Source organism: Georgenia soli, assembly GCF_002563695.1.
Taxonomy (GTDB): Bacteria; Actinomycetota; Actinomycetes; order Actinomycetales; family Actinomycetaceae; genus Georgenia; species Georgenia soli.
This window is the reverse complement of sequence record NZ_PDJI01000004.1, coordinates 1,957,838-1,979,414: the sequence shown is the minus strand read 5'-3', so window position 1 is coordinate 1,979,414 and position 21,577 is coordinate 1,957,838. Positions and strand designations below refer to the sequence as shown.

At 73.8% G+C, this 21,577-nt stretch carries 21 protein-coding genes; 11 read left to right on the top strand and 10 right to left on the bottom strand.

Annotation, left to right across the window (positions count from 1 at the left end):
- Nucleotides 1-173 precede the first annotated feature (173 nt).
- Nucleotides 174-1,646: an ADP-ribosylglycohydrolase family protein gene (locus ATJ97_RS10210; RefSeq protein WP_098483652.1), complete on the top strand. Its 1,473-nt coding sequence runs from the start codon at nucleotides 174-176 to the stop codon at nucleotides 1,644-1,646.
- Here ATJ97_RS10210 and ATJ97_RS10205 read toward each other — a convergent pair.
- The 6 genes from ATJ97_RS10205 to ATJ97_RS10180 all read right to left on the bottom strand — a co-directional run bounded on the left by ATJ97_RS10205 (nucleotide 1,633) and on the right by ATJ97_RS10180 (nucleotide 8,117).
- Nucleotides 1,633-2,661 carry a proline racemase family protein gene (locus ATJ97_RS10205; RefSeq protein ID WP_098483651.1) on the bottom strand — a complete coding sequence of 343 codons (1,029 nt, stop codon included), beginning with the start codon at nucleotides 2,659-2,661 and terminating at the stop codon, nucleotides 1,633-1,635. The two genes, ATJ97_RS10210 and ATJ97_RS10205, sit on opposite strands and share 14 nt — an antisense overlap.
- Nucleotides 2,658-4,136 (bottom strand): aldehyde dehydrogenase (NADP(+)), encoded by a 1,479-nt coding sequence (locus tag ATJ97_RS10200; RefSeq protein WP_098483650.1) that lies wholly within the window; start codon nucleotides 4,134-4,136, stop codon nucleotides 2,658-2,660. The genes ATJ97_RS10205 and ATJ97_RS10200 overlap by 4 nt, the downstream gene beginning before the upstream one ends.
- A complete protein-coding gene (locus ATJ97_RS20565) occupies nucleotides 4,133-5,650 on the bottom strand; it encodes an FAD/NAD(P)-dependent oxidoreductase (RefSeq protein WP_098483649.1) in 1,518 nt (505 codons plus the stop codon). The genes ATJ97_RS10200 and ATJ97_RS20565 overlap by 4 nt, the downstream gene beginning before the upstream one ends.
- Nucleotides 5,643-5,900 carry a (2Fe-2S)-binding protein gene (locus ATJ97_RS10190; RefSeq protein ID WP_098483648.1) on the bottom strand — a complete coding sequence of 86 codons (258 nt, stop codon included), beginning with the start codon at nucleotides 5,898-5,900 and terminating at the stop codon, nucleotides 5,643-5,645. Before ATJ97_RS10190 ends, ATJ97_RS20565 begins: the two co-directional genes overlap by 8 nt.
- Nucleotides 5,897-7,036 (bottom strand): NAD(P)/FAD-dependent oxidoreductase, encoded by a 1,140-nt coding sequence (locus tag ATJ97_RS10185; protein WP_098485377.1) that lies wholly within the window; start codon nucleotides 7,034-7,036, stop codon nucleotides 5,897-5,899. Before ATJ97_RS10185 ends, ATJ97_RS10190 begins: the two co-directional genes overlap by 4 nt.
- Before the next feature lie 79 nt (nucleotides 7,037-7,115).
- Complete coding sequence (locus tag ATJ97_RS10180; protein WP_098483647.1) at nucleotides 7,116-8,117, bottom strand: proline racemase family protein; 1,002 nt, start codon at nucleotides 8,115-8,117, stop codon at nucleotides 7,116-7,118.
- Between the two features lie 68 nt (nucleotides 8,118-8,185).
- Here ATJ97_RS10180 and ATJ97_RS10175 point away from each other — a divergent pair, with 68 nt between their 5' ends.
- The 7 genes from ATJ97_RS10175 to ATJ97_RS10145 all read left to right on the top strand — a co-directional run bounded on the left by ATJ97_RS10175 (nucleotide 8,186) and on the right by ATJ97_RS10145 (nucleotide 15,145).
- On the top strand, nucleotides 8,186-8,917 hold the full coding sequence (locus ATJ97_RS10175) for a GntR family transcriptional regulator (RefSeq protein WP_245862361.1): 732 nt from the start codon (nucleotides 8,186-8,188) through the stop codon (nucleotides 8,915-8,917).
- Nucleotides 8,918-9,090: 173 nt separating this feature from the next.
- Nucleotides 9,091-10,272 (top strand): branched-chain amino acid ABC transporter substrate-binding protein, encoded by a 1,182-nt coding sequence (locus ATJ97_RS10170; RefSeq protein ID WP_098483645.1) that lies wholly within the window; start codon nucleotides 9,091-9,093, stop codon nucleotides 10,270-10,272.
- A gap of 103 nt (nucleotides 10,273-10,375) precedes the next feature.
- Nucleotides 10,376-11,269 carry a branched-chain amino acid ABC transporter permease gene (locus tag ATJ97_RS10165; protein ID WP_098483644.1) on the top strand — a complete coding sequence of 298 codons (894 nt, stop codon included), beginning with the start codon at nucleotides 10,376-10,378 and terminating at the stop codon, nucleotides 11,267-11,269.
- 128 nt (nucleotides 11,270-11,397) lie between these two features.
- A complete protein-coding gene (locus ATJ97_RS10160; protein ID WP_483866846.1) occupies nucleotides 11,398-12,435 on the top strand; it encodes a branched-chain amino acid ABC transporter permease in 1,038 nt (345 codons plus the stop codon).
- On the top strand, nucleotides 12,432-13,289 hold the full coding sequence (locus ATJ97_RS10155) for an ABC transporter ATP-binding protein (RefSeq protein ID WP_098483643.1): 858 nt from the start codon (nucleotides 12,432-12,434) through the stop codon (nucleotides 13,287-13,289). Before ATJ97_RS10160 ends, ATJ97_RS10155 begins: the two co-directional genes overlap by 4 nt.
- Nucleotides 13,286-13,999, top strand: a complete 714-nt coding sequence (locus ATJ97_RS10150) for an ABC transporter ATP-binding protein (RefSeq protein ID WP_098483642.1) — start codon at nucleotides 13,286-13,288, stop codon at nucleotides 13,997-13,999. Before ATJ97_RS10155 ends, ATJ97_RS10150 begins: the two co-directional genes overlap by 4 nt.
- Nucleotides 14,000-14,200: 201 nt before the next feature.
- Entirely contained in the window at nucleotides 14,201-15,145 is a 945-nt protein-coding gene (locus tag ATJ97_RS10145; RefSeq protein WP_098483641.1) for a dihydrodipicolinate synthase family protein, read from the top strand.
- Nucleotides 15,146-15,506: 361 nt separating this feature from the next.
- On the opposite strand, the gene ATJ97_RS10140 is transcribed toward ATJ97_RS10145, so the two are convergent.
- Nucleotides 15,507-16,643: an MFS transporter gene (locus tag ATJ97_RS10140; protein WP_098483640.1), complete on the bottom strand. Its 1,137-nt coding sequence runs from the start codon at nucleotides 16,641-16,643 to the stop codon at nucleotides 15,507-15,509.
- 80 nt (nucleotides 16,644-16,723) lie between these two features.
- Nucleotides 16,724-17,599, bottom strand: a complete 876-nt coding sequence (locus ATJ97_RS20560; RefSeq protein ID WP_098483639.1) for a DUF4870 domain-containing protein — start codon at nucleotides 17,597-17,599, stop codon at nucleotides 16,724-16,726.
- 224 nt (nucleotides 17,600-17,823) lie between these two features.
- Between ATJ97_RS20560 and ATJ97_RS10130 the strand changes: the two genes are divergently transcribed.
- Both ATJ97_RS10130 and ATJ97_RS10125 read left to right on the top strand, forming a co-directional pair.
- On the top strand, nucleotides 17,824-18,720 hold the full coding sequence (locus tag ATJ97_RS10130; RefSeq protein ID WP_098483638.1) for a universal stress protein: 897 nt from the start codon (nucleotides 17,824-17,826) through the stop codon (nucleotides 18,718-18,720).
- Between the two features lie 169 nt (nucleotides 18,721-18,889).
- On the top strand, nucleotides 18,890-19,108 hold the full coding sequence (locus ATJ97_RS10125) for a hypothetical protein (RefSeq protein WP_098483637.1): 219 nt from the start codon (nucleotides 18,890-18,892) through the stop codon (nucleotides 19,106-19,108).
- Nucleotides 19,109-19,150: 42 nt separating this feature from the next.
- On the opposite strand, the gene ATJ97_RS10120 is transcribed toward ATJ97_RS10125, so the two are convergent.
- Nucleotides 19,151-19,771 (bottom strand): hypothetical protein, encoded by a 621-nt coding sequence (locus ATJ97_RS10120; RefSeq protein ID WP_098483636.1) that lies wholly within the window; start codon nucleotides 19,769-19,771, stop codon nucleotides 19,151-19,153.
- A complete protein-coding gene (locus tag ATJ97_RS10115) occupies nucleotides 19,771-20,367 on the bottom strand; it encodes a dihydrofolate reductase family protein (protein ID WP_098483635.1) in 597 nt (198 codons plus the stop codon). The genes ATJ97_RS10120 and ATJ97_RS10115 overlap by 1 nt, the downstream gene beginning before the upstream one ends.
- A 266-nt stretch (nucleotides 20,368-20,633) precedes the next feature.
- On the opposite strand from ATJ97_RS10115, the gene ATJ97_RS10110 reads away from it, so the two are divergent.
- A complete protein-coding gene (locus ATJ97_RS10110; protein WP_170037363.1) occupies nucleotides 20,634-21,533 on the top strand; it encodes a universal stress protein in 900 nt (299 codons plus the stop codon).
- Nucleotides 21,534-21,577: the final 44 nt, after the last annotated feature.

Below are 21,577 nucleotides of genomic sequence, written 5' to 3'. Positions count from 1 at the left end.
AGTCCGCCTGGGACGACTGATCGACCGAGGTTCGACTTACGCCTCAGCGCCCTGGGCGTCACTGTCGACGGTGCACGCCCGACCCTGACCGACCCGACCCCCGACAAACCCGACCCCGACCGGCTCGCCCTCCGACTTCCGGACCGCGTGCAGCCCCCACGAACGGAGAACGCATGAACCCAGCAACCCTTGACCGCGCCGCAGGCGTGCTCAAGGCCCAGGCGGCCGGCGACGCGCTCGGCGTGCCCTACGAGTTCGCCACCCCGCCGGCCGGTGACGCCGAGATGGCCGGCGGCGGCCTCGGTCCCTACGACCCAGGTGAGTGGAGCGACGACACACAGATGGCGCTATGCATCGCACAGGTGGTCGCCGATGGCAGCGACCCGCGCGATCGTGCATCTCTCGACCGCATCGCCGAACGCTTCCTCGGCTGGCGCCGCGACGGGGCCAGTGACATCGGCATCCTCACCAGCCAGGTCCTCGGCGCCGCCGACCGTGCAGCCCCCGGTCCCTCCGGTACCGGAAGGCCGGCCGAACGCCTGGTTCGGGCGGCCCGCGACTATGACCGCCGCACCGGTCGGTCGGCGAGCAACGGCGCGCTGATGTGCACCGCCGTCGTCGGGCTCACCCACCTGCGGGACAGGGAGGCGACGGCGGAGTCCGCCCGCGCCGTCGCCGAGCTGACCCACACGGACCCGCTAGCCGGGGACTCGTGCGTGCTGTGGTGCGAGGCGGTCCGCGTGGCCGTCAGCGAGCGTCGCCTCGACGTCCGCGCGGGCCTGGACCTGCTCCCGTCCGGGCGGCGCGCCCGGTGGTCGACCTGGATCGACGACGCCGAGCGCCCCGACGCCGCGGCCGACCTGGGCGACAACGGCTTCACCGTCACCGCGTTGCAGGCCGCCTGGCACGCGATCGCCACCACGCAGGTCCCCACCGACGACCCCGGCGCCGGCAGCCACCCCTGCCAGCACCTGCAGCACGCCATGCACGCCGCGGTGCGGATCGGCGGCGACACCCACACCGTCGCCGCCATCGCCGGCGGGCTCCTCGGGGCGTACTGGGGCGCGTCGGCCGTGCCGGCCGCATGGCGGCGCGTGCTGCACGGCTGGCCCGGCCTCCGGGCCCGCGACCTCGTCCGCCTCGGGGTCCTGACGGCGACCGGCGGCCGCTCGGACCTGCGCGGCTGGCCGGCGGGGGACCGGGTGGAGCACCTCTGGGTGCCCGTCGCGCCCGGGGTCGCGCACCCGCTGGACGACGGCGTCGTGCTCGGCACCACCGCCACCGTCGACCCGGCGTGTGACGCCGTCGTCTCCCTGTGCCAGCGCGGAACCGCGCAGGTGGCGGTCGGCGGGGTCGCGCCCGGGGACCACGTCGAGGTCTGGCTCATCGACTCCGACCGCCCCGAGGACAACCCGAACCTCGACTTCGTCCTCGCGGACACGGCCGCCGTGGTGGCCGAGCTGCGCGCCGAGGGCCGGCGTGTGCTGCTGCACTGCGTCGCCGCGCAGCAGCGCACGCCCACTGTCGCGGTCGCCTACGGCGTGCACCTGGGCGCGACGCACGAGGAGGCGGCCCGCGCGGTGCTGGAAGCCTTGCCCGGCGCGCGGGCCCACGGACTGCTGTGGGACAGGGTCAGCGCAGGGTGAACCCGGTGCCGACCTCGTCGTCGTGCCGGAGGACGAACCGGTGCTCCCCGGTCATCGAGGCCCGCCCGGTGACCTCGGGGACGACGGCGGAGCGTCCGGCCACGTCGACGCTCTCGCGCACGCGGGCGGTGAACCGCGTCCCGACGATCGAGTCGTGGGTGAGCGTCTCGTCCTCGCCGAGCAGGCCGTCCTCGACGAGCAGCGGCAGGCGCGCGCTCGTCCCGGAGCCGCACGGTGAGCGGTCCACCTCGCCGTCGGCGAAGACGGTGACGTTGCGCTGGTGCGGGCCGTCCGGGGTGCGCCCGAGGTCGTCGTAGAGGATCGTCCCGTAGATGCCGGAGAGGCGCGGGTCGTCGGGGTGCTGCGCGGCGGGGGAGTCGTTGAGCGCCCACTTCACCGCCCGGCCGGCGGCGATGAGCTGGCCGTAGTGCTCGGGCGTCACCTCGAGCCCGAACGCCGAGGCCGGCACCGAGGCGTAGATGGCGCCGCCGTAGCTGACGTCGGCCTCGACGGTGCCGAACGGGGTCTCGACCGGAAGCTTCCGGGCGACCACCCAGGACGGGACGTTGACGAAGGTCGCCCCGACGACGGCGCCCTCCCGGCACGTCACCGTGGCGCGCACGCGCCCCGACGGCACGTCGATGACGACGTCGGTCTCCCCGTCCGGGTCCGCGAGCACCACCCGGTGCTCGACCGCCCACACCCCGAGCGCGATGGTGCCGTGCCCGCACGCGGTGGAGTAGCCGTCCTTGTGCCAGAACAGGACGCCGAGGTCGGCGTCGGGGTCGTCCGGCGGCACGAGGAAACCGCCGTACATGTCGGCGTGCCCGCGCGGCTCCTGCACCAGCAGCCGGCGGTAGTGGTCGATCTCCGCGTCCGACATGGCGTACTCCCGGCGCTCGGGCACGGTCTCGCCGGGGATCTCGGGCAGCCCGTCGGTGACGATGCGGAACGGCTCACCGGCCGTGTGGTAGTCGACGGTGGAGACGGTGGTCTCGAAACCTGAGGTGCTCACGCCGGACCCTCGACCTTCCCGTCCACGCGACGCGGGATCCCCAGCGGGTTGTCGTCACGCAGCGCCGCCGGCAGGAGCTGCTGTGGCAGGTTCTGGTAGGCCACCGGGCGCAGGAACCGCGAGATCGCCGCGGTGCCGACCGAGGTGGTGGCAGGGGCGGTGGTGGCGGGGTAAGGGCCGCCGTGCTGCTGGGCGTAGGTCACGGAGACGCCGGTGGGCCACTGGTTCCACAGCACCCGCCCGGCGCGGCCGGCGAGCGTGGTGACCAGCTCGGCGACGTCGTCGTCCTCGGTGCCCTGGACCGTGGCGGTGAGCTGGCCCTCCAGCGACGCTGCAAGGCCCGGCAGCTCGGCGACGTCGTCGTACTCGACCACGAGGGCGGCCGGGCCGAAGCACTCGGCCGCCAGCTCTGCCGTCGCCGACCGGAAGTCCTCCGCGGTGGTGCCGAGCACGGTGGGCCCGGGACGCTCGCCGGCCGGGTCCGCCCCCTCGGCCAGCACCCGCACGGCCGGGTGGCCGCGCAGCTCGTCCAGCCGCTCGACGTATCCGGCGCGGAGGCGGTCGTTGAGCATGCGGGAGCCCGCCGGCAGCTCGGCGGCGGCGAGCCGCTCGGGCAGGCCGGAGCCGCTAGGCACGAAGAGGATGCCGGGCTTGGTGCAGAACTGCCCGACCCCCATCGTGAACGAGGCGACGAACCCGGACGCGATCTCCTCCGCGCGCTCGGCGGCGGCGGCCGGGGTCACGAACGTCGGGTTGACGCTGCCGAGCTCGCCGTAGAACGGGATCGGCTCGGGACGGGAGCTGGCGATGTCGAACAGGGCGCGGCCGGCGTGCTGCGAGCCGGTGAAGGCGGCGGCCTTGACGAGCGGGTGGCGCAGCGCCGTCGTCCCGGCGTCGACGCCGTGGAGGACCGCGAAGGTGCCGTCCGGGGCGCCGGCCGCGCGCAGCGCGTCGACGACGATCTTGCCCGTGCGGCGGGACAGGACCGGGTGGCCCGGGTGGGCCTTGAGCAGCACCGGGCAGCCGGCCGCCAGCGCCGAGGCGGTGTCGCCGCCGGCCACGGAGAACGCGAACGGGAAGTTCGACGCCGCGAAGACCAGCACCGGCCCGAGCGGCTCGTTGACGCGGCGCAGGTCCGGGCGGGCGGCGCCCATCGGCCACTCGGGGTCGGCGTGGTCGATCCGCGCGTCCAGGTAGGCGCCCTCGGTGACGACCTCGGCGAAGAGGCGCAGCTGGAAGGTCGTGCGCCGCAGCTCGCCGGTCAGGCGCGCCTCGGGCAGGTGGGTCTCGGCCTCGGCGAGGGGGACCAGCTCGTCACGGGCGGCGTCGAGCGCGTCGGCGACGGCGGTCAGGGCCGCGGCCCGGTCCGCGGGGGTGGACGCGGCCCAGGCGGGCGCGGCCGCCGCTGCCGCGCGGACGAGGCCGTCGACCTCGGCGGCGGTGGTGTCGGCGGGGGCGATCGTGTCGGTGCTCATGCGAGGGGTACCTCCTGGTCGTCGGCCGCGCCGTCCAGCGCGGCGAGGGCGCCGAGCGTGACGGGTGCGGCCAGGGGACGCCGGCCGGTGGCCAGCAGGTCTTCTTCCGTGACGTCCCGGCCCGTCCGGTCCGCGAGGATCGCGGCGGTGGCCCAGCCGCAGACCCGGCCCTGGCACCGGCCCATGCCGGCGCGCGTGAGCGAACGGGCCTCGCGCGGGTCCTCGGCGGCGAGATCGCGGCACGCGCGGGTCAGGTCGCCGGCCGTCACCTCCTCGCACCGGCACACCAGCGTGCCCGGGGTGGTCCACCGTGACCACTCGGCGGGCACCGGGTAGACGTCGTGCATCGCCCGCGCGAACGCGCGGTGGGCCAGCACGGCCCGGCGGTGGCGCGGGTCCGGCTCACGGCCGGCCGCCGCGGCTCCGGCAACCAGGCCCTCCGCGACGGCGAGGCTCGCGCCGCCGATGCCCGTGGCCTCACCGGCCACGAGCACGCCGGGCACGGACGAGCGCTGGTCCGGGTCCACGCGCACCACCAGGCCGCCGTCGGCGCCCATTGCGGTCTCGGTCCCGAGCATCAGCGGCAGCTCGAGCTGAGGGGTGAAGCCCCAGCCGAGGGCGACGGCGTCCGCCGGCAGCACCGGCCCCTCGCCGGCCACCCGGCCGCGCCCGTCGACCCGGCCGAGCCGGACCGCGGTGACCCGGTCCTCCCCGAGGATCTCGGTGACCACGGTGCGGGTGCGCAGCCGCACCCCCCGCCGGGCCAGGCGCGCGGCGTACTCGCCGGCCTGCAGCAGCTTGGGCCCCTGCCGGGCAGCGGCGGGCAGGTGGCGTGCCCACCGGGACGGATGCGCGGCCTCGCACAGCGCGACCACGCTCGCCCCGGCGTCCGCGAGCCCCGTGGCGACGGGCAGCAGGAACGGCCCCGTGCCGGCGACGACGACGCGGCGCCCGGCGAGCACCCCGTGCCCCTTGAGCAGGGCCTGGGCCCCGCCCGCCGCCATGACGCCGGGCAGGTCCCAGCCCGGCACCGGCAGCTGACGGTCGTAGGCGCCCGGGCACAGCACGAGGCGCCGGGCCACGTGGGTGGAGTCCCGGGACGACGTCGGAGCCTCCCGCGCGGCCCCGGTGGCACCTGCGGACCGGGAGGTGTCGGAGCAGAGTCCGAGCCGGGGGGCCGGGGAGCAGCCGACCGTCGGCGTCGTCCGGAGACGGAAGCCGGCACCTGCTCGCTCGAGGAGCCACACCGAGGTGCCGGGCCGGTAGTCGATCCGGCCGGCGGTCATGGCGGCGCGCAGCCGCGCGCGCAGGTCGGTGAAGACGGACCAGTCGTGGTGGCCGCGCGGGTCGTCGGCGTGGGTGGTCTCGTCGCGGTGGCGCCAGTACTGCCCGCCCGGCTGGGTGGCGGCGTCGAGCAGCAGCACCTGGGCGCCCGCCTCGGCGGCTGTGACGGCCGCCGCGAGCCCGGCCGGCCCCGCGCCCACGACCGCGACGTCATGGATGTTCTCAGCCACGGCCGTCCCCGCTCTCCAGCACCATCCCCGGTGTCAGCGGGACGAGGCAGGCCCGCTGGTTCGGGACGCCGTCGACCGTGACGAGGCAGTCGTGGCAGATCCCGATCCCGCAGAACAGACCGCGCGGCCGCCCGCCGCGCCGGGTGGTGCGCCACGAGGTGATCCCGGCGGCGGTGAGGGCCGCGCCCACCGACTGGCCGGGCTCGCCGGCCAGCGGGGCGCCGTCGAAGGTGGCGTGCAGCGTCGTCATCCGAACCTCTCCGGGGCGAACGGGGTGAGGGGCAGCGCGGTCTCCCGGCCGGTGAGCGCCTGGACGAGCAGCGCCCCGGTCCCGGCGGACAGCCCGATGCCGGCGCCCTCGTGGCCGCCGGCGTGCCACAGCCCGGGGGCGCGCGGGTCGGGCCCGATGACGGGCAGGTGGTCGGGGCAGTAGGGGCGGAACCCGTGGTAGTGCCGCATGGCCGTCACGCCGGCCAGGACGGGGAAGAGCCGCACCGCGGCGGCGGCCATCCGGGCCAGCGCGGGGACGGAGACGGTGGCGTCGAAGCCGACGCGCTCGCGGGTGGACCCGATGAGCACCGTGCCGCCGGGCGTGCCCTCGACGACGGGGGAGGACTGCAGCGCGGCGTCGCCGCTCGCGACGTCGCTGACGTACTCCGCGGCGTAGACCTTGTGCCGCACCGTCGGCGGCAGCGGCTCGGTCACCAGCACGAAGCCGCGGCGCGGCGCCACCGGCAGGTGCACCCCGGCCAGCGCGGCGACGTCACCGGCCCAGGGGCCCGCGGCGTTGAGCACGGCGCCGGCGGGCAGGTCCCCGGCGTGGGTGCGGACCCCGGTGACCCGGTCGCCGTCGCGGAGGAAGCCCGTCACGGCCGTGCGCGGCAGCACCCGCGCGCCGAGCTCGCGGGCGAGGCGCAGCAGGTGGGCGACGGCGAGCATGGGCATCAGCTGCGCGTCCTGCGGGTAGAGCACGCCGCCGGCCAGTCCCGGGGCCAGGTGCGGCTCGAGGTCGGCCAGGCCGTCGGCGCCGACCGGTTCCGCCGCGATGCCGGCCGAGCGCTGGTGCTCGGCCAGGCGCAGCAGCGCCTCCAGGCTCGCCGCCGTCGAGGCGACGACCACGCCGCCCTTGGGCTCGAGCTCCCACAGGTGCCCGGCGTCGAGGAGCTCGGTGCGCCAGACCTCGTTGGAGTACAGGGCGAGGTCGAGCTCGGGGCCGAGCTCCTTGTCCGAGACGAGGATGTTGCCCTCGCCGTGCGAGGACGTGCCGGCGCCGGGGACCCCGCGGTCGACCACGGTGACCGCCAGCCCGGCGCGGGCCGCGAGGTACGCCGTCGCGGCGCCGACGATGCCGGCGCCGACGACGAGCAGGTCGGGGTGCCGGGTCACCGTGACCTCCCGCCGCACGCCCGGCGCCGGGGCGCCGGGCTCCTCCCGCGGCGGCCCTGGCTCCGCCGTCGTCCGGGTCTCACAGGAGGAAACCGGCGGGGAACGGGTCGGTGGGGTCGAGGAAGTACTGGGCGGTGCCGGTGATCCAGGCCCGTCCCGTGATCGCCGGCACGACGGCGGAGCGGCCGCCCACCTCCGTCGCCTCCAGCAGCCGGCCGACGAACCGCGTGCCGATGTACGACTCGTTGACGAACTCCTCGCCCAGGGCCAGCTCGCCCCGCGCGTGCAGCTGCGCCATCCGCGCGCTGGTGCCCGTGCCGCAGGGGGAGCGGTCGAACCAGCCGGGGTGGATCGCCATGGCGTGCCGGGAGTGCCGCGCGTCGGAGCCGGGCGCCTTGAGGTAGACGTGGTGGACCCCCCGGATGTCGTCGCGCTCGGGGTGGACAGGCTCGCCGTCGGCGTTGATGGCGTCCATGATGTCCAGCCCCGCCCTGAGCAGTCGGTCCTTCGCGGCGCGCTCGTACGGCAGGTCCAGGGACTCCAGGTCGACGATCGCGTAGAAGTTCCCGCCGAAGGCCAGGTCGTACGACACGGGACCGAGGCCGGGAACCTCGACGCGGCCGTCGAGGGTGTGGGCGAAGGACGGCACGTTGCGGATGGTGACCGCCCTGGCCCCGCCGTCCTTGACCTGGACGTCGGCGACCACGAGCCCGGCCGGGGTGTCCAGCCGCACGGTGGTGACGGGCTCGGTCACCGGCACCATGCCCGTCTCCACCAGCACGGTGGCGACACCGATGGTGCCGTGCCCGCACATCGGCAGCAGGCCCGAGACCTCGATGTAGAGGACGCCGTAGTCGGCGTCGGGGCGAGTCGGCGGCTGGAGGATCGCACCGCTCATCGCGCTGTGCCCGCGCGGCTCATACATGAGCAGGGTGCGGATCTCGTCCATGTGCTCGGCGAAGAAGACCCGCCGGTCGGCCATCGTGGCCCCGGGGACGACGCCGACCCCGCCCGTGATGACGCGCGTCGGCATGCCCTCGGTGTGGGAGTCGACGGCGTGGAAGACCCTGCTCGTGCGCATCGTTGCCTCTCAGCGAGCGTTCCTGGAGATGTCGGGCAAAAAGCCCGCCATCGCGGATACAGTGTGACATGTTACAGATCCGCCCCGGTGCGGAAACCCCGATCACCACCCTTTCGGAGGCCGACATGTCGACGCCGTTCGCCCCGGTCGTCCACGCGGCCAGCCTGCGCAGCCACGTCGAGGACTCCGTGGCCGCCGCGATCATCTCGGGGCAGCTGCCCCCGGGGGAGCTGGTCTCGGTCCCGGGCCTGGCGCTGAAGTTCGACGTCTCCGCCACCCCGGTGCGCGAGGCCATGATCAACCTGCAGCAGCGCGGCTTCGTCGAGCCGGTCCGCAACAAGGGTTTCCGGGTCACCGACGTGTCCCGCAAGGACCTCGAGGAGCTCGTGCAGCTCCGCCAGCTCATCGAGGTGCCCGTGGTCCGCGACCTGGCGCACGACTTCCCCGAGCCGCCCCGCGACGCGCTGCGCACGCAGGCCCGCGGGATCGTCAGCGCCGCCGGCGAGGGCGACCTCCCCGCCTACCTCGCGGCGGACATCGACTTCCACCGCAACCTGCTGGCGCTCAGCGGCAACACCCGGCTCGTGACCCTGGTGACCGACCTGCGCCGCCAGACCCGGCTGACCGGGCTGTCCGGGATGATCGACACGGAGCAGCTGCGCGAGTCGGCCCGGGAGCACGAGCGCCTCCTCGACCTGCTCGAGGCCGGGGACGGGCCCGCGGTCGAGGCGCTCATGCACCGGCACATCGGGCACGTGCTCGGGTGGTGGTCCGGGAACCCGGAGCCCGACGCCGGCTGACGGGCCGCCGTCGGCTCTTGGTTCGCTTTTCCGGACGAGAACCGCCCGAGTCACAAACAGGTCTCGGGATCGACAAAGGCCGTTGCGGTCCTGTCGGCGGTATGTAATGTGTGACACCCCATCGCCCGGCGGGTCCGGGTGACAGACATAGGCGTCTTCGGAAGGACTCGACAATGACCAACCTCTCCCGGCGGGGTCGATCGCGGCTCCGCATCCTTTCACTGGGCGCCGTCGCGGCCCTCGCTCTGAGCGCCTGCTCCGGTGGCGTGACGGGAGGCGGCGGCGACGAGGGCACCGAGGAGGGGCCCATCCGTCTCGGCATGCTCGCACCGTTCTCCGGCTCGGAGGCCGCCTTCGGCCCGTACATGAAGAACGGCGCCCAGATGGCGATCGACGAGATCAACGAGGCGGGCGGCGTGCTCGGTCGGGACCTGGAGCTGGTCACCGAGGACGACGCGTGCGACGCGACCAGCGCGACCGCCGCGGCCAACAAGCTCATCACCTCCGGCATCGTCGCCTCGGTGGGCGGCTACTGCTCCGGCGCGACGCTCCCGACCCTGCCGATCTTCTCCGGCGCCGGGGTGCCCATGGTCATCCCCGCGGCCAACTCCAACCAGCTGGTCGACGCGGACGAGAACGGCGTCTTCCTCATCAACGGCACCGGTGACCAGCAGGCCCAGGCCGCCCTGAAGTGGGCGGAGAAGCAGGGCGTGAAGCGCCTGGCCCTCGTCGACGACAACACCGACTACTCCGCCGACCTCGCCGACGCGGTCGCGGAGCAGGCGGACGGCACGGGCATCGAGGTCGTCCTCGAGGAGTCCGTGACCGCCGGGGAGTCCGACTACTCGGCCAACGTCAACTCGATCCTCTCGGCCGACCCCGACATGGTCTACTGGACCGGCTACTACCAGGAGGGCGGCCTCATCGCCGCCCAGCTGGCGTCCGCCGGCTACGACGGCGAGCTGCTGGTGGCCGACGGCACCGTCGACGCGAAGTTCTCCGAGATCGCCGGCGCCGCCGCCCAGGGCGTCGAGGGCACCTTCACCCAGACGCCGGACATGCTCGAGGGCGCCGACGACTGGATCTCCAAGTACACCGAGCTCTACGGCGAGGGCCCCGGCCCCTACTCGACCCAGGCCTACGACGCCGTCCGCGTCGTCGCGGAGGGCATCAAGCAGGCTGACAGCACCGACTCCGAGGCGGTCATCAAGGCCATCCAGGACATCGACGGCCTCGAGCTGTTCTCCGGCCCGCTGAAGTTCACCGAGGACGGCACGCTCTCCGAGGGCGGGTTCGCCATCGTCGAGGTCGGCCCGGACGGGGCGTTCGTCCTCAAGGACGACCTCCAGAGCTGACCGCAGACCCCGGGGGCGGTCGCCGTACGCACCGCCCCCGGGTCCGCGGACCCTGCGCCCGCAGCTCCCCGCCCGCCCGCAGCCCTCCCGGGAGGACAACGTCGTGCTCCAGCTCGTCGTCGACGGCCTGTTCGTCGGCTCCTTCTACGCACTCGTCGCGCTCGGCTACTCGATGGTCTACGGGATCATCAAGCTGCTGAACTTCGCCCACGGTGACGTCTACATGGTCGGCGCGTTCGCCGGCTACGTGCTCTTCTCCACCGCCACGGGCCTCGCCGCCAGCGGCGGTCTCATGTCGCTCCTGCTCGTGCTGCTCATCGCCATGATCTTCACCGGCCTGCTCGGGGTGTTCGTGGAGCGGGTGGCCTACCGCCCGCTGCGCGGCAGCCCGCGGCTCGCGGTGCTCATCACGGCCGTGGGCGTCTCCTTCATCCTCGAGTACGGCGTCCGCCAGATCATGGGGCCGAACCCCCGCGTCTACCAGGTGCGGCTCTCGGGGGAGACGTTCAACCTCCTCGGCGCGCGCATCACGCTGCCGCAGCTGATCCTCTTCGCCGTCGCCGCCGGGCTGATGGTGGCGCTGAACTTCCTCGTCATGCGCTCCCGCGACGGGCGCGCGATGCGAGCGATCGCGCTCGACCCGCAGGCGGCCAAGCTGATGGGCGTCAACGTGGACCGCGTCATCTCCCGCACGTTCTTCATCGGCTCCGCGCTCGCGGGCGCTGCCGGTGTCATGGCGGGCGCCTACTACGGCACGATCGACTTCCTCATGGGGTTCGTCATCGGGCTCAAGGCGTTCACCGCCGCCGTCATCGGCGGCATCGGCAACCTCTACGGCGCGATGCTCGGCGGCATCCTGCTCGGCCTGCTGGAGTCGTTCGGCACGAACTTCCTGGGCGGTCAGTGGCGTGACGTCTTCTCCTTCGCCTGCCTGATCCTCTTCCTCTCCTTCCGACCCACGGGCATCCTCGGTGCCCGCGTCGTGGAACGGATGTGACCGCCATGGCCACCGGAACCACCCAGGGCACCCGCACCGTGAACGGGCTGACCTACCGCATCACGCCGCCCGCCCCCACGCGCGAGCGCCCCGCCCCCGCACGGGGCCTGCGGCAGCCGCGACGGTTCATGTCCCTCGTCGGCGGCCTGCTCCTGCTGCTGGCGTTCGCCCTGCCGTTCATCGACGCCTCGCCCTACACGATCTCCGTCGCCACCTCGGCGTTCATCTACATCATGCTGGCGATGGGCCTGAACATCGTCGTCGGCTACGCGGGCCTGCTGGACCTGGGGTACTACGCGTTCTTCGCGGTCGGCGCCTACACCTCCGGCGTGCTCGCCACCAACGACATGCCGCTGGTCTTCACGGTCCCGTTCGTCATCGTCGCCTGCATCGGCGCGGGCATCATCATCGGCGGGCCGACCCTGCGGCTGCGCAGCGACTACCTCGCCATCGTGACCCTGGGCTTCGGCGAGATCATCCGGCTCACCGCCAACAACCTCGACATCACCGGCGGCCCGTCCGGCATCAGCGGCATCCCCACGTTCGGGCTCTTCGGCTGGACCTTCCGCGACGGCCTGGACCTGTTCGGCATCCACTTCAGCGGCAACATCCTGCTGTACTGGACGGCCGTGCTCGCCGGCGGCGGCTTCACGGTGCTCGCCGTCACCCGGCTCGGCCGCGGCCGCCTCGGCCGGGCCTGGCGCGCGATCAAGGACGACGAGGACGCCGCCGAGGCGATGGGGATCAACACCTACCTCACCAAGCTCGCGGCCTACATCCTCGGCGCCATCTTCGGCGGGCTCGCCGGCATCCTCATGGCCGCCCACCAGACGGCGATCAGCCCGACCTCCTTCATCTTCCTCAACTCGGCGCTGCTGCTCATGGCGGTGGTCCTCGGCGGCATGGGGTCGACCCCGGGCGTCATCATCGGGGCGCTCGTGATCTGGCTGGCGCCGGAGCTGCTGCGCGACTTCGCCAACTGGCGCTACCTGATGTTCGGGCTGCTCCTGGTGCTCGTCATGATCTTCCGCCCGCAGGGGCTGTGGCCGTCGACGGCGGTGCTGCCGTTCCTGCACTTCCGGGAGAAGGGCCGTTCGCCGCGCGAGGGGTTCACCGACCACAGCGAGCCCGTCGAGAACGTCGACCGGTCGGAGGAGCTGGCATGAGCATCGAGAACCAGGGGGGTGCCGCCGCCGTCGACACGGCGGTGGCGTCGGCCGAGTACCGGGCGCGCAAGGGCGAGGAGCAGCCGCTGCTGTCCGTCCGCGACCTCAAGCTGCGGTTCGGCGGGGTCAAGGCGGTCGACGGGCTGACCTTCGACGCCTACGCCGGCGAGATCATCTCCGTGATCGGCCCGAACGGTGCCGGCAAGACCAGCGCGTTCAACTGCATCACGGGGTTCTACCGCCCGACCGAGGGCGACATCCTCTTCGACGGCGAGAGCATCATCCGCAAGCTGCCCTCCTCGATCGTCAAGCTCGGTCTGGGCCGCACCTTCCAGAACGTGCGGATGTTCAAGGAGATGACGGTCGTCGACAACGTCAAGACCGCGATGCACGCCCGGATCAGGCAGAACGTCTTCGACGCCATCCTCCACACCCCGCGCTACCGGCGGGTGGAGGCGCAGTGCCTGGAGGACGCGCGCGGCTGGCTGGACTTCGTCGGGTTCTCCCTGGACGAGGACCTGCTCGCCTCCCAGCTGCCGTACGGGGAGCAGCGCCGCGTCGAGATCGCCCGGGCGCTGGCGACGCAGCCCAAGATGCTGCTGCTGGACGAGCCGGCGGCGGGCCTGAACCACAGTGAGAAGCAGGACCTCATCGCCCTCATCCGCCGGATCCGGGACCTGGGCATCGGGGTGGTCCTCATCGAGCACGACATGGGCCTCGTCATGAACATCTCCGAGCGCGTCATCGTGCTGAACTTCGGCCGCGAGATCGCCGACGGCACCCCCGCCGAGGTCAAGAACAACCCCCTGGTCATCGAGGCCTATCTCGGGGCGGACGAGGAGGGCGAGTCATGACGACGACGGAGCTCGAGCTGCGCGACGTCGACCTGTTCTACGGACGCGTGCAGGCGCTGCGTCAGCTGACCCTCGACGTCGGCGAGGGCGAGATCGTGGCGCTGCTCGGCAACAACGGCGCCGGCAAGACCTCCACGCTGTCGATGCTCTCCGGGCTGTACCGCCCGCGCAGCGGCACCATCACCTGGCGCGGCAAGGACATCACGCGTGCCAAGCCCTGGGACCTCGTCCGCGACGGCCTGATCCAGGTGCCCGAGGGGCGCCGGATCTTCTCCACGATGACCGTGCACGAGAACCTCCAGCTCGGCGGGTACCAGACCGGTGACCCGAAGGCCCTCGCGGCGCGCATCGACGAGGTCTACGAGAGGCTGCCGCGCCTGGCGGAGCGGCGGGCGCAGCAGGGCGGCACCCTCTCGGGCGGGGAGCAGCAGATGCTCGCGATCGGCCGGGCCTACGTGGGCAAACCGCAGCTCCTGCTCCTCGACGAACCTTCGATGGGGCTGGCCCCGCTCGTGGTCAAGCAGGTCATGGAGATCATCAAGCGCATCAACGACGGCGGCACGACGATCCTCCTCGTCGAGCAGAACGCGCGGGCGGCGCTGCGGATCGCCGACCGGGCGTACGTCATCGAGAACGGCCGGGTGTCCCTCTCCGGGCCCGCGGCCGAGCTCGCCCAGGACCAGGCGATCATCGCGGCCTACATGGGCTGACCGGCGGCGGTGGGGCTCGCGACCGTCGCGCGACGCTCGCTGCCCCCGGCCGGACCGGCGCGTCAGGCTCAACCGACCACCTGGTCGGCGCCGACCCAGCAGAAAGAAGGGCGGAGACCTGGTGGCACAGCTGCATCACAGTGTACGGTGTGACATATTACTGTCGGGCAAGGTGGCCCGGCACGGACGAAAGGTGTTGGCATGGCACGAGAGCTGAACCTCGGCGGGGTGGTCGTGGCCACGGCGCTGCCGTACCGGGAGGACCCGTCGGCCCCGGCCGGGCTCGAGGTCGACTACGACCGGTTCGCCGAGCACTGCGAGTGGCTGGTCGACAACGGCTGCCGCGGCGTCGGGCCGAACGGCTCGCTGGGGGAGTACTCCTCCCTGACCGACGAGGAGCGCCGCCGCGTCGTCCAGACCGCCGTCCAGGCCGTGGGTGACCGGGGCGTCGTCGTCGCCGGCGTCCACGGCGCCGGGTGGCACCAGGCCAAGCACTGGGCCGAGGTCGCGGCCGAGGACGGCGCGAACGGGGTGCTGTGCCTGCCGCCGACGATGTACCGCTCGGACCGCCGCGGCGTCGTCGAGCACTTCGAGAAGGTCTCCGAGGCCGGCCTGCCGATGATGATCTACAACAACCCGATCGACACCAAGGTCGACCTCACCCCGGACCTGGTCGCCGAGCTGGCGGGCATCGAGAACGTCGTCGCCGTCAAGGAGTTCAGCACCGACGTGCGCCGCGCCTTCGCGATCGCGGACGCGTGCGAGGCGGCGGGGACGAGCATCGACGTCATCGCCGGCGCGGACGACGTCCTCTTCGAGTGCATGGTCGACGGCGCCGTCGGCTGGTTCGGCGGGTACCCGAACGTCTTCCCCGCCGAGACCGTCGCCGTGTACAACCACATGGCCGAGGGCCGGTACGCCGAGGCCCGCGAGATCTACCGCAGCCTCATCGCGGCCTTCCGCTGGGACTCCAGGACCGAGTTCGTCCAGGCGATCAAGCTCGGCATGGACATGGTCGGGCGCTACGGCGGCCCGTGCCGCCCGCCGCGCACCGCCCTGAGCCCGGAGATGGAGGCGCAGGTGCGCGCCGACACGCAGCGCGCCCTCGAGGCGCTCTCCCAGCTCACCGCCACCACCGTCTCCTAGGCACCAGGCCACCGTCGTCGCCTGCCCGACGGCGGAACGAGACACGCCCCGGCACGGACCATTGGGGATCCGTGCCGGGGCGTTCCCACGACATGCCCCGCCAGCTCGGCCGGCCGGCGGCCACCATCTGGCACTCCGGCAGCTCGGCCGGGCGTGACCGGTGCCAGGGTGCGGGTGCCGGCAGGGCCGGTCCCTGCTGCATCCCCACCGAGGCGCTCGCGCAAGGGTGCTGAGGGCACGGTGGCGCCGACGAGGTTGTCGTTCTGGTTCGAGATCAGCCGAATGCTCGCCATTTTGGCCATCTCGTCGGCGGTTGCCGTCCAGCGACTGGGCTCCCGGAAGCCGTGGGCCCGGCGAGCGCTCAACTACGTCGAGTCGTGCGAGGCGCTCCGGCACCCAGCGGCCGCCGCGGCAGCCCGGCCGCGGCCGCACCGGCGACGGCGATGATCACCAGCGCGGCGACGGCGGTGCCGCCCCACGCGCCGACCTCCCACGCCTGCCCGAGCAGGACGCCCCCGACCGACGAGCCGAGGTAGTACGCCAGCGTGTAGCGGCCGGCAGCCGCGGACGGACGCGGAGCCACCCCGGCGACGGTGGAGCTGGCCACCGCGTGCGCGACGAAGAACCCGCCGGCCAGCAGCAGCAGCCCGACCCAGATCGCCCACAGCGGGGTCGCCAGCGTGACCAGGACCCCGGCCGCGCAGGTGGCCAGACCGAGCAGGACCGTTCCCCGCACGCCGGCACGGGCGGTCAGCCGCCCGGCCTGCGCGGAGGTGAGCGTGCCGGCCGCGTAGGTCAGGAAGAACATCGACCCGAGACCCACGCCCAGCGAGTACGGCTCGGCGTGCGTGCGGTAGACGATCACGTTGTAGATGCCGACGAACATCGCCATCCCCAGGCCGCCCACCGCGTACAGGCGCAGGCGGGTCGCACGGTAGGGGTCGCCGTCGTCCGGCAGGGCCGTGGGAACGACGCGCCGGCCTCGGTGGCGCGACCGAGGCAGCAGGGCCAGGGCCGCGGCTGCGAGGGCGGTGGAGATGAGGGCGACCGTGAGCAGGGCGCCGCGCCAGCCCCACAGCTCCGCGGCACCGCCCGCAAGCAGGCGGCCGCCCATCCCGCCGATGCTCGTCCCCGCGATGTAGAGACCGCCGAGCTGCGTCACGGCCCGCGGGTGGACCTCCTCGGCCACCCAGGCGAGCGCGGCGGCGGGCACCGCGGCCAGCGCCGCCCCCTGCAGCGTGCGCAGCGCGAGGACCGCGGGCCAGCTGCCTGCGAGCACCAGACCGAGGCCTGCGACGACGGCGAGTGCCAGTCCCGCTCCGATCACCCGGGCCCGGCCGAACCGCTCCGAGAGCCGGGCCAGCGGCAGCACGGCGGCGGCGAGGGCCGCCGTCGCCGCGGACAGCAGAAGGCTCGCCTCGGTGGCGCTGACGGAGAACTCCTGGCCGATGAGGACGAGCAGCGGCTGCGCGGACCACAGCAGCGCGAAGGTCGCCATCCCCGTGCCGAGGAGGGCGACCTTCGCGCGCCGGTGGGCGGGTGTGCCGGGCCGGAGCAGCGTCCCGTCCGCGGACGAGGTCAGTTCACCAGGCGGATCGTGAGCGGGTAGCGGTAGCGCTCGCCGCGGTTTGCGGCGACAGCCGCCAGGATGATGAAGATCAGCGCGGCGACGTAGTAGAGGTACAGGATCGCCCCGAGCCCGAGCGTGATCACCGAGACGATCGTGATGACGACGCCGATGAGCGTCATGGTGATGTTGAAGTTCAGCGACTCCTTGGTCTGGTCCTCGACGAACGCGCCGCGCTCGCGGAGCACCAGCCAGGCGACCAGCGGGCCCAGCAGCGGGAAGATCAGCGCGCTGAGGTGGGTCAGCGTGGACCAGAGCCGCTGGTCGCTGTCGCTCATGACGGGGGCGTGGGGCTGGTAGCCGGGCTGGCCGTAGCCCGGCTGGCCCTGACCGTACCCAGGGGCCGCGCCTGGCTGGCCGTAGCCGCCGGGCTGTCCCTGGGCGTAGCCACCCGGCTGGCCGTAGCCCCCGGGCTGTCCCTGGGCGTAACCACCGGGCTGGCCGGAGTTGTAGCCCGCGCCGGGCTGACCGTAGCCACCGGGCTGCCCCTGGCCGTAGCCGGCGCCGTAGCCCGCGTCGTACCCACCCGACGCCGGAGCCTCGCCCGGTGCCCCGTACCCCGGGTGCCCGCCGTAGCCGGCCTGCGGGTCCTGCCAGCTCTGCCCGGTCGACGCGGGCGGCGGCGGAACGGCGCCCTGGCCGTACGGTGCCTCGCCGGAGGTGGCACCGGCCTCACCGGGACCAGGCTGGCCGAAGGCGGGCTCGCCGGGCTGGCCGTAGCCCGGGCTGTCGGGACCGTGAGGCGGCGGGGTCTGCTGTGCGCCGTCGTCGCCGGAGCGGTCCGGGGTGCCTGCCGTGCTCGACCCCTCGGGGTAGTTGGTCGTCATCTCGGTTCACCACTTCTGCCGTCGTGACCGGTGACAAGCACCGGTGTTCTCAAGGATTCCAGGCCCTTCGGGCAACGTACAGGCAAACCGGCTCGCGGAGGCCCCGGCGCAGCGGAAACCTTCGGATCCGCGTCCGGATCTGCACGGCCTGCCGACGCCCCCGAACCGGCCACGTGCTCCGGGCCTCCCTGCCACCATGGGACGCGACCTGAGGAAGGGCGGCCATGAGCGAGGAGCTTCAGGTGCCCGCGGGCGCCGTCGTCGTCGGTGTCGACGGGTCCCAGCGGTCCGTGCGCGCGGCGGAGTGGGCGGCCGACGAGGCGCAGCTCTGGGGAACGCCGCTGCACCTGCTCTACGTCCTCGAGTGGCCGGCCGTGGCGGAGGGGGACGACCCGGGCGTCACGGCCGACGTCCGGACCGGTGCCGAGCGGCTCCTGGCGGAACAGGTCGAGCGGCTCACCGGCGACCACCCGGGGCTCGAGGTCACCGGCCAGGTGACCGTCTCCCAGCCCGCGGTGGCGCTGGTGGAGGCGTCGAGGTCGGCGGCGGTCGTCGTCGTCGGGGCACGAGGTCTCGGCCGCTTCACCGGTCCGCTGCTGGGGTCGGTCTCGCAGAAGGTCGCCGCCCACGCCCACGGCCCCGTCGTTGTGGTGCGGGAGCAGGTCGGTGAGCTGCCCGGGCCCGTGGTGGTGGGCGCGGACCCGCTCGACCCGCCCACCGAGGCGCTGCACCTGGCGTTCGAGGAGGCACGACGGCGCGGCGTCGGCGTGAGGGTGGTCAAGGGGGCGGGGCGCCGGTTCGCCGGCGGGGCGCAGGCCCCGGACTCGGCGCGCATGAAGCTCGCCCGGCAGCTCGAGGAGGCGCACGAGCGTCTGCGCCAGGTGGTCGACGAGGTGGCGGCCGAGTTCCCCGGCGTGGACGTCGAGCTCACGGAGAGCACGTCCTACCCGGCCGACGCCATCGTGGAGGAGGCCGGGGCGGAGAGCCTCGTGGTTGTCGGGAGCCGCGGTCGCGGTGGGCTCGCCGGCGTGCTGCTCGGGTCGGTCAGCCGGGGGGTGCTGCACCGCGCCGTCGCGGTCCTGGTGGTGCGGGTGGAGCCGTCGCGGTCCGGGGCGACGTAGAGGTGGCTCCGGCTCCGGGCGCGAAACGCCAGGCGGCGTCAGGGACGTTCGCCCCTGGCGCGTGACGCGGACACGGCGCCAAGGTTGAGGTGCCGGCAGGGAAGGTTGAGGTGCCGGTAGGTCTGCAGCGATGCGGGCCGTGGCCGGCAGGGAGGACGGAGGAGGAGCGATGGAGAAGAAGCGGTGGAGCGACCTGAACAAGCATGAGAAGGCGGCCCTTCTGGGGCTGGCCTCGCTCCAGGCCTCCCTGGCCGTCTCCGCCTGGACCGACCTTGCGGTCCGGAAGTCGGAGCAGGTCCGGGGCAGCAAGGTGAAGTGGGCGGCGATCATCGCCGTCAACTTCGTCGGCCCGGTGCTCTACTACTCGCGGGGGCGGATCACTTCCTAGCCCGGCGCCGAGGCCCCGGGGCCGTTGCACCTGCCGTGCCGCTCATCGGCGCCCGGTGTCGCTCCGGCGCAGCAGCGACGCCCCCATGCCCATGAAGGCGGCGTCGCGGACGGCCGCCGCCACGAGCTGCGCCAGCGGCGACAGCCCGGAGGCGACGGCGACCATCACCATCCCGAGGGCCAGGGCGTAGCCGGTCCACCGCGGCAGGAGTCCCGCCCGGACCACGGCAAGCCCCAGGCACAGGCCGGAGACGACCATGACGACGCCGTGCACCAGGATCCAGGGGCTCAGCTGCGCCTGGAGGGCCTGCCAGCTGGGCACCTCCGCCGCCAGGGCGTACAGCACCGTGCCGGGGAAGAACACGAAGGAGTACGCGTACCCGAGCGCGCCGGCGAGGCCGAGCCGGCCGATCCGCGGGCGCTGCGCGGCGTAGAGGCCGAGCACGTACAACGGCACCGCGGCCTCGGCGACGTAGGTGAGGTACAGCTGGGCCTCCGACAGGCCGCCCTGTACGAACTCCACGACGTCCGAGACGAGGTAGAGGAAGGAGAAGACAACCGCCGCCCCACCGACCAGCGCAGGACTGACGACGGCGCCGGGTGCGTCCGCCGCAGTCTCGCCGAGCTCCTCGGGGAGCCCACTGCCCTCCGGCGCGGCGGTCATCAGCCGGGGGACCCCGCCGACCCGCCGCCCGCCCGGACCACCTCGTAGCGCAGCTGGACCACCCCGTTGCCGAAGGTGTGCGTCCCGGTGAGGCGCAGGGGGGTCCGCACGTCCGTCGTCGGGAAGAGGGGCCGCCCCCGGCCGATGAGGACGGGATGGACGTAGATTCGGTACTCGTCGATGAGGTCCAGCGCGGCGAAGGACGCGGCGAGGTCCGGCCCGCCCACCACGAGGTCGCCCTCCGTGCGCTCCTTGAGCGCCTCGATCTCCTCCCGGTCGACCTCGCGCCACACCACCGTGTTCCACTGCGCGCGCTCGTCGAGGGTGCGGGAGAACGCGATCTTCGGCATGTCCACCCAGATCTGCCCGAACTCCTTCTCCACGGGCGTGACCGAAGGGTCCTCCCCGGCGCGGGGCCAGTAGCCGGCCATGAGCTCGTAGGTGATGCGTCCCTCGAGGAAGGCGCCGGCCTGGCTCAGCCAGTCGTTGAAGTGCTGGTGCAGCTCCTCGTCGACCAGATGCCAGTCGATCTCGCGGTCGGGTCCCTCGTAGTACCCGTCCAGGGAGACGGAGATGGACAGGACGATCTTCCCCACGGTCGGCCTCGCCTCGTCGGAGGTCGCGGGAGGCGACCCTTTGGCCCCAGTGTGCCGGGTTCTCCCGCGCGCGTCCGTGCGGTCGGGCCGTGTCGCCGCCGGCTGCCGCACGGCCTTCCACCCTCCCCGGCCGACGGCGGGGGCGGGTGGGGCCAAGGTCGGTCGCACCGGCCGCTCCAGCCGGGGATCATCGAAGGACCGGGTCGGCCGCGACGCGGCCGGGCGCCTCCGGGGCCGGAGGTGCGCTCCCGGCGGAGGAGGTGGCGGTGTTGGAGGCACGGATGGACGTCCCCTCGGGGGCGGTCGTCGCGGGGTTCGACGGTTCGGCACGGTCGCGCCGGGCCGTGGACTGGGCGGCCGGCGAGGCGGAGCGGCACGGCGCCCCGCTCCTGGTGGTGGCCGCGGTGCGCCCGCCCCCGATGGTCGAGGGCGGTGTGTCGCCCGTGACCGAGGACGACGTGCTCGCCCCGGCCCGCCGGGAGGTCGAGGCAGAGGTCGCGCGGGTGCGGCGGGAGCACCCCGGCGCCACGGTCGACGGCACGGCCGTCACCGGCAGTCCCGCCGTCGTCCTGGTCCGGGCCTCGGAGCGGGCCGGCCTGGTCGTCGTGGGCGCTCGCGGCCACGGACCGTTCGCCGGGTCCCTCCTGGGCTCGGTCTCCCAGAAGGTCCTCGCGCACGCGCACGGACCGGTGGTCGTGGTCGACGAGGAGGCGCCGTCGCAGCTTCCGGGGCCCGTCGTCGTCGGTGCCGACCCGGCCGACCCGCCGCTCGAGGCCCTGCGGTACGCGTTCGACGAGGCCCGGCGCCGCGGCGTGGGCGTCGTCGTGGTCAGCGCCGCCGAGCGGACGCGGACGGCGCACCCCTACTCGCCCCGGGTGAGCGAGTTCTTCGCGAGCCAGGCGGCGGAGGACCAGGAGGCGCTGCGGCGTCTCGTGGAGGAGATGGCGCGCGAGCGGGGGGTCGAGGCCGAGATCCGCCTGCTGCCGGGGCACCCCGCCGACGCCATCCTGGGCGTCGCCGGGACGGAGAGCTTCGTCGTCGTCGGCAGCCGTGGGCACGGCGGGCTCGCCGGCCTGCTGCTCGGCTCGGTGAGCCGGGAGGTGCTTCTGCGGGCGCCCGTGGCCGCCGTCGTCCGGGTCCGGGACCGGGACCGCGCTGAGGAGTGATCCGGGCCCGGCGCTCCCGGGCGCCGAGGGGCGTTCGGGCGGGG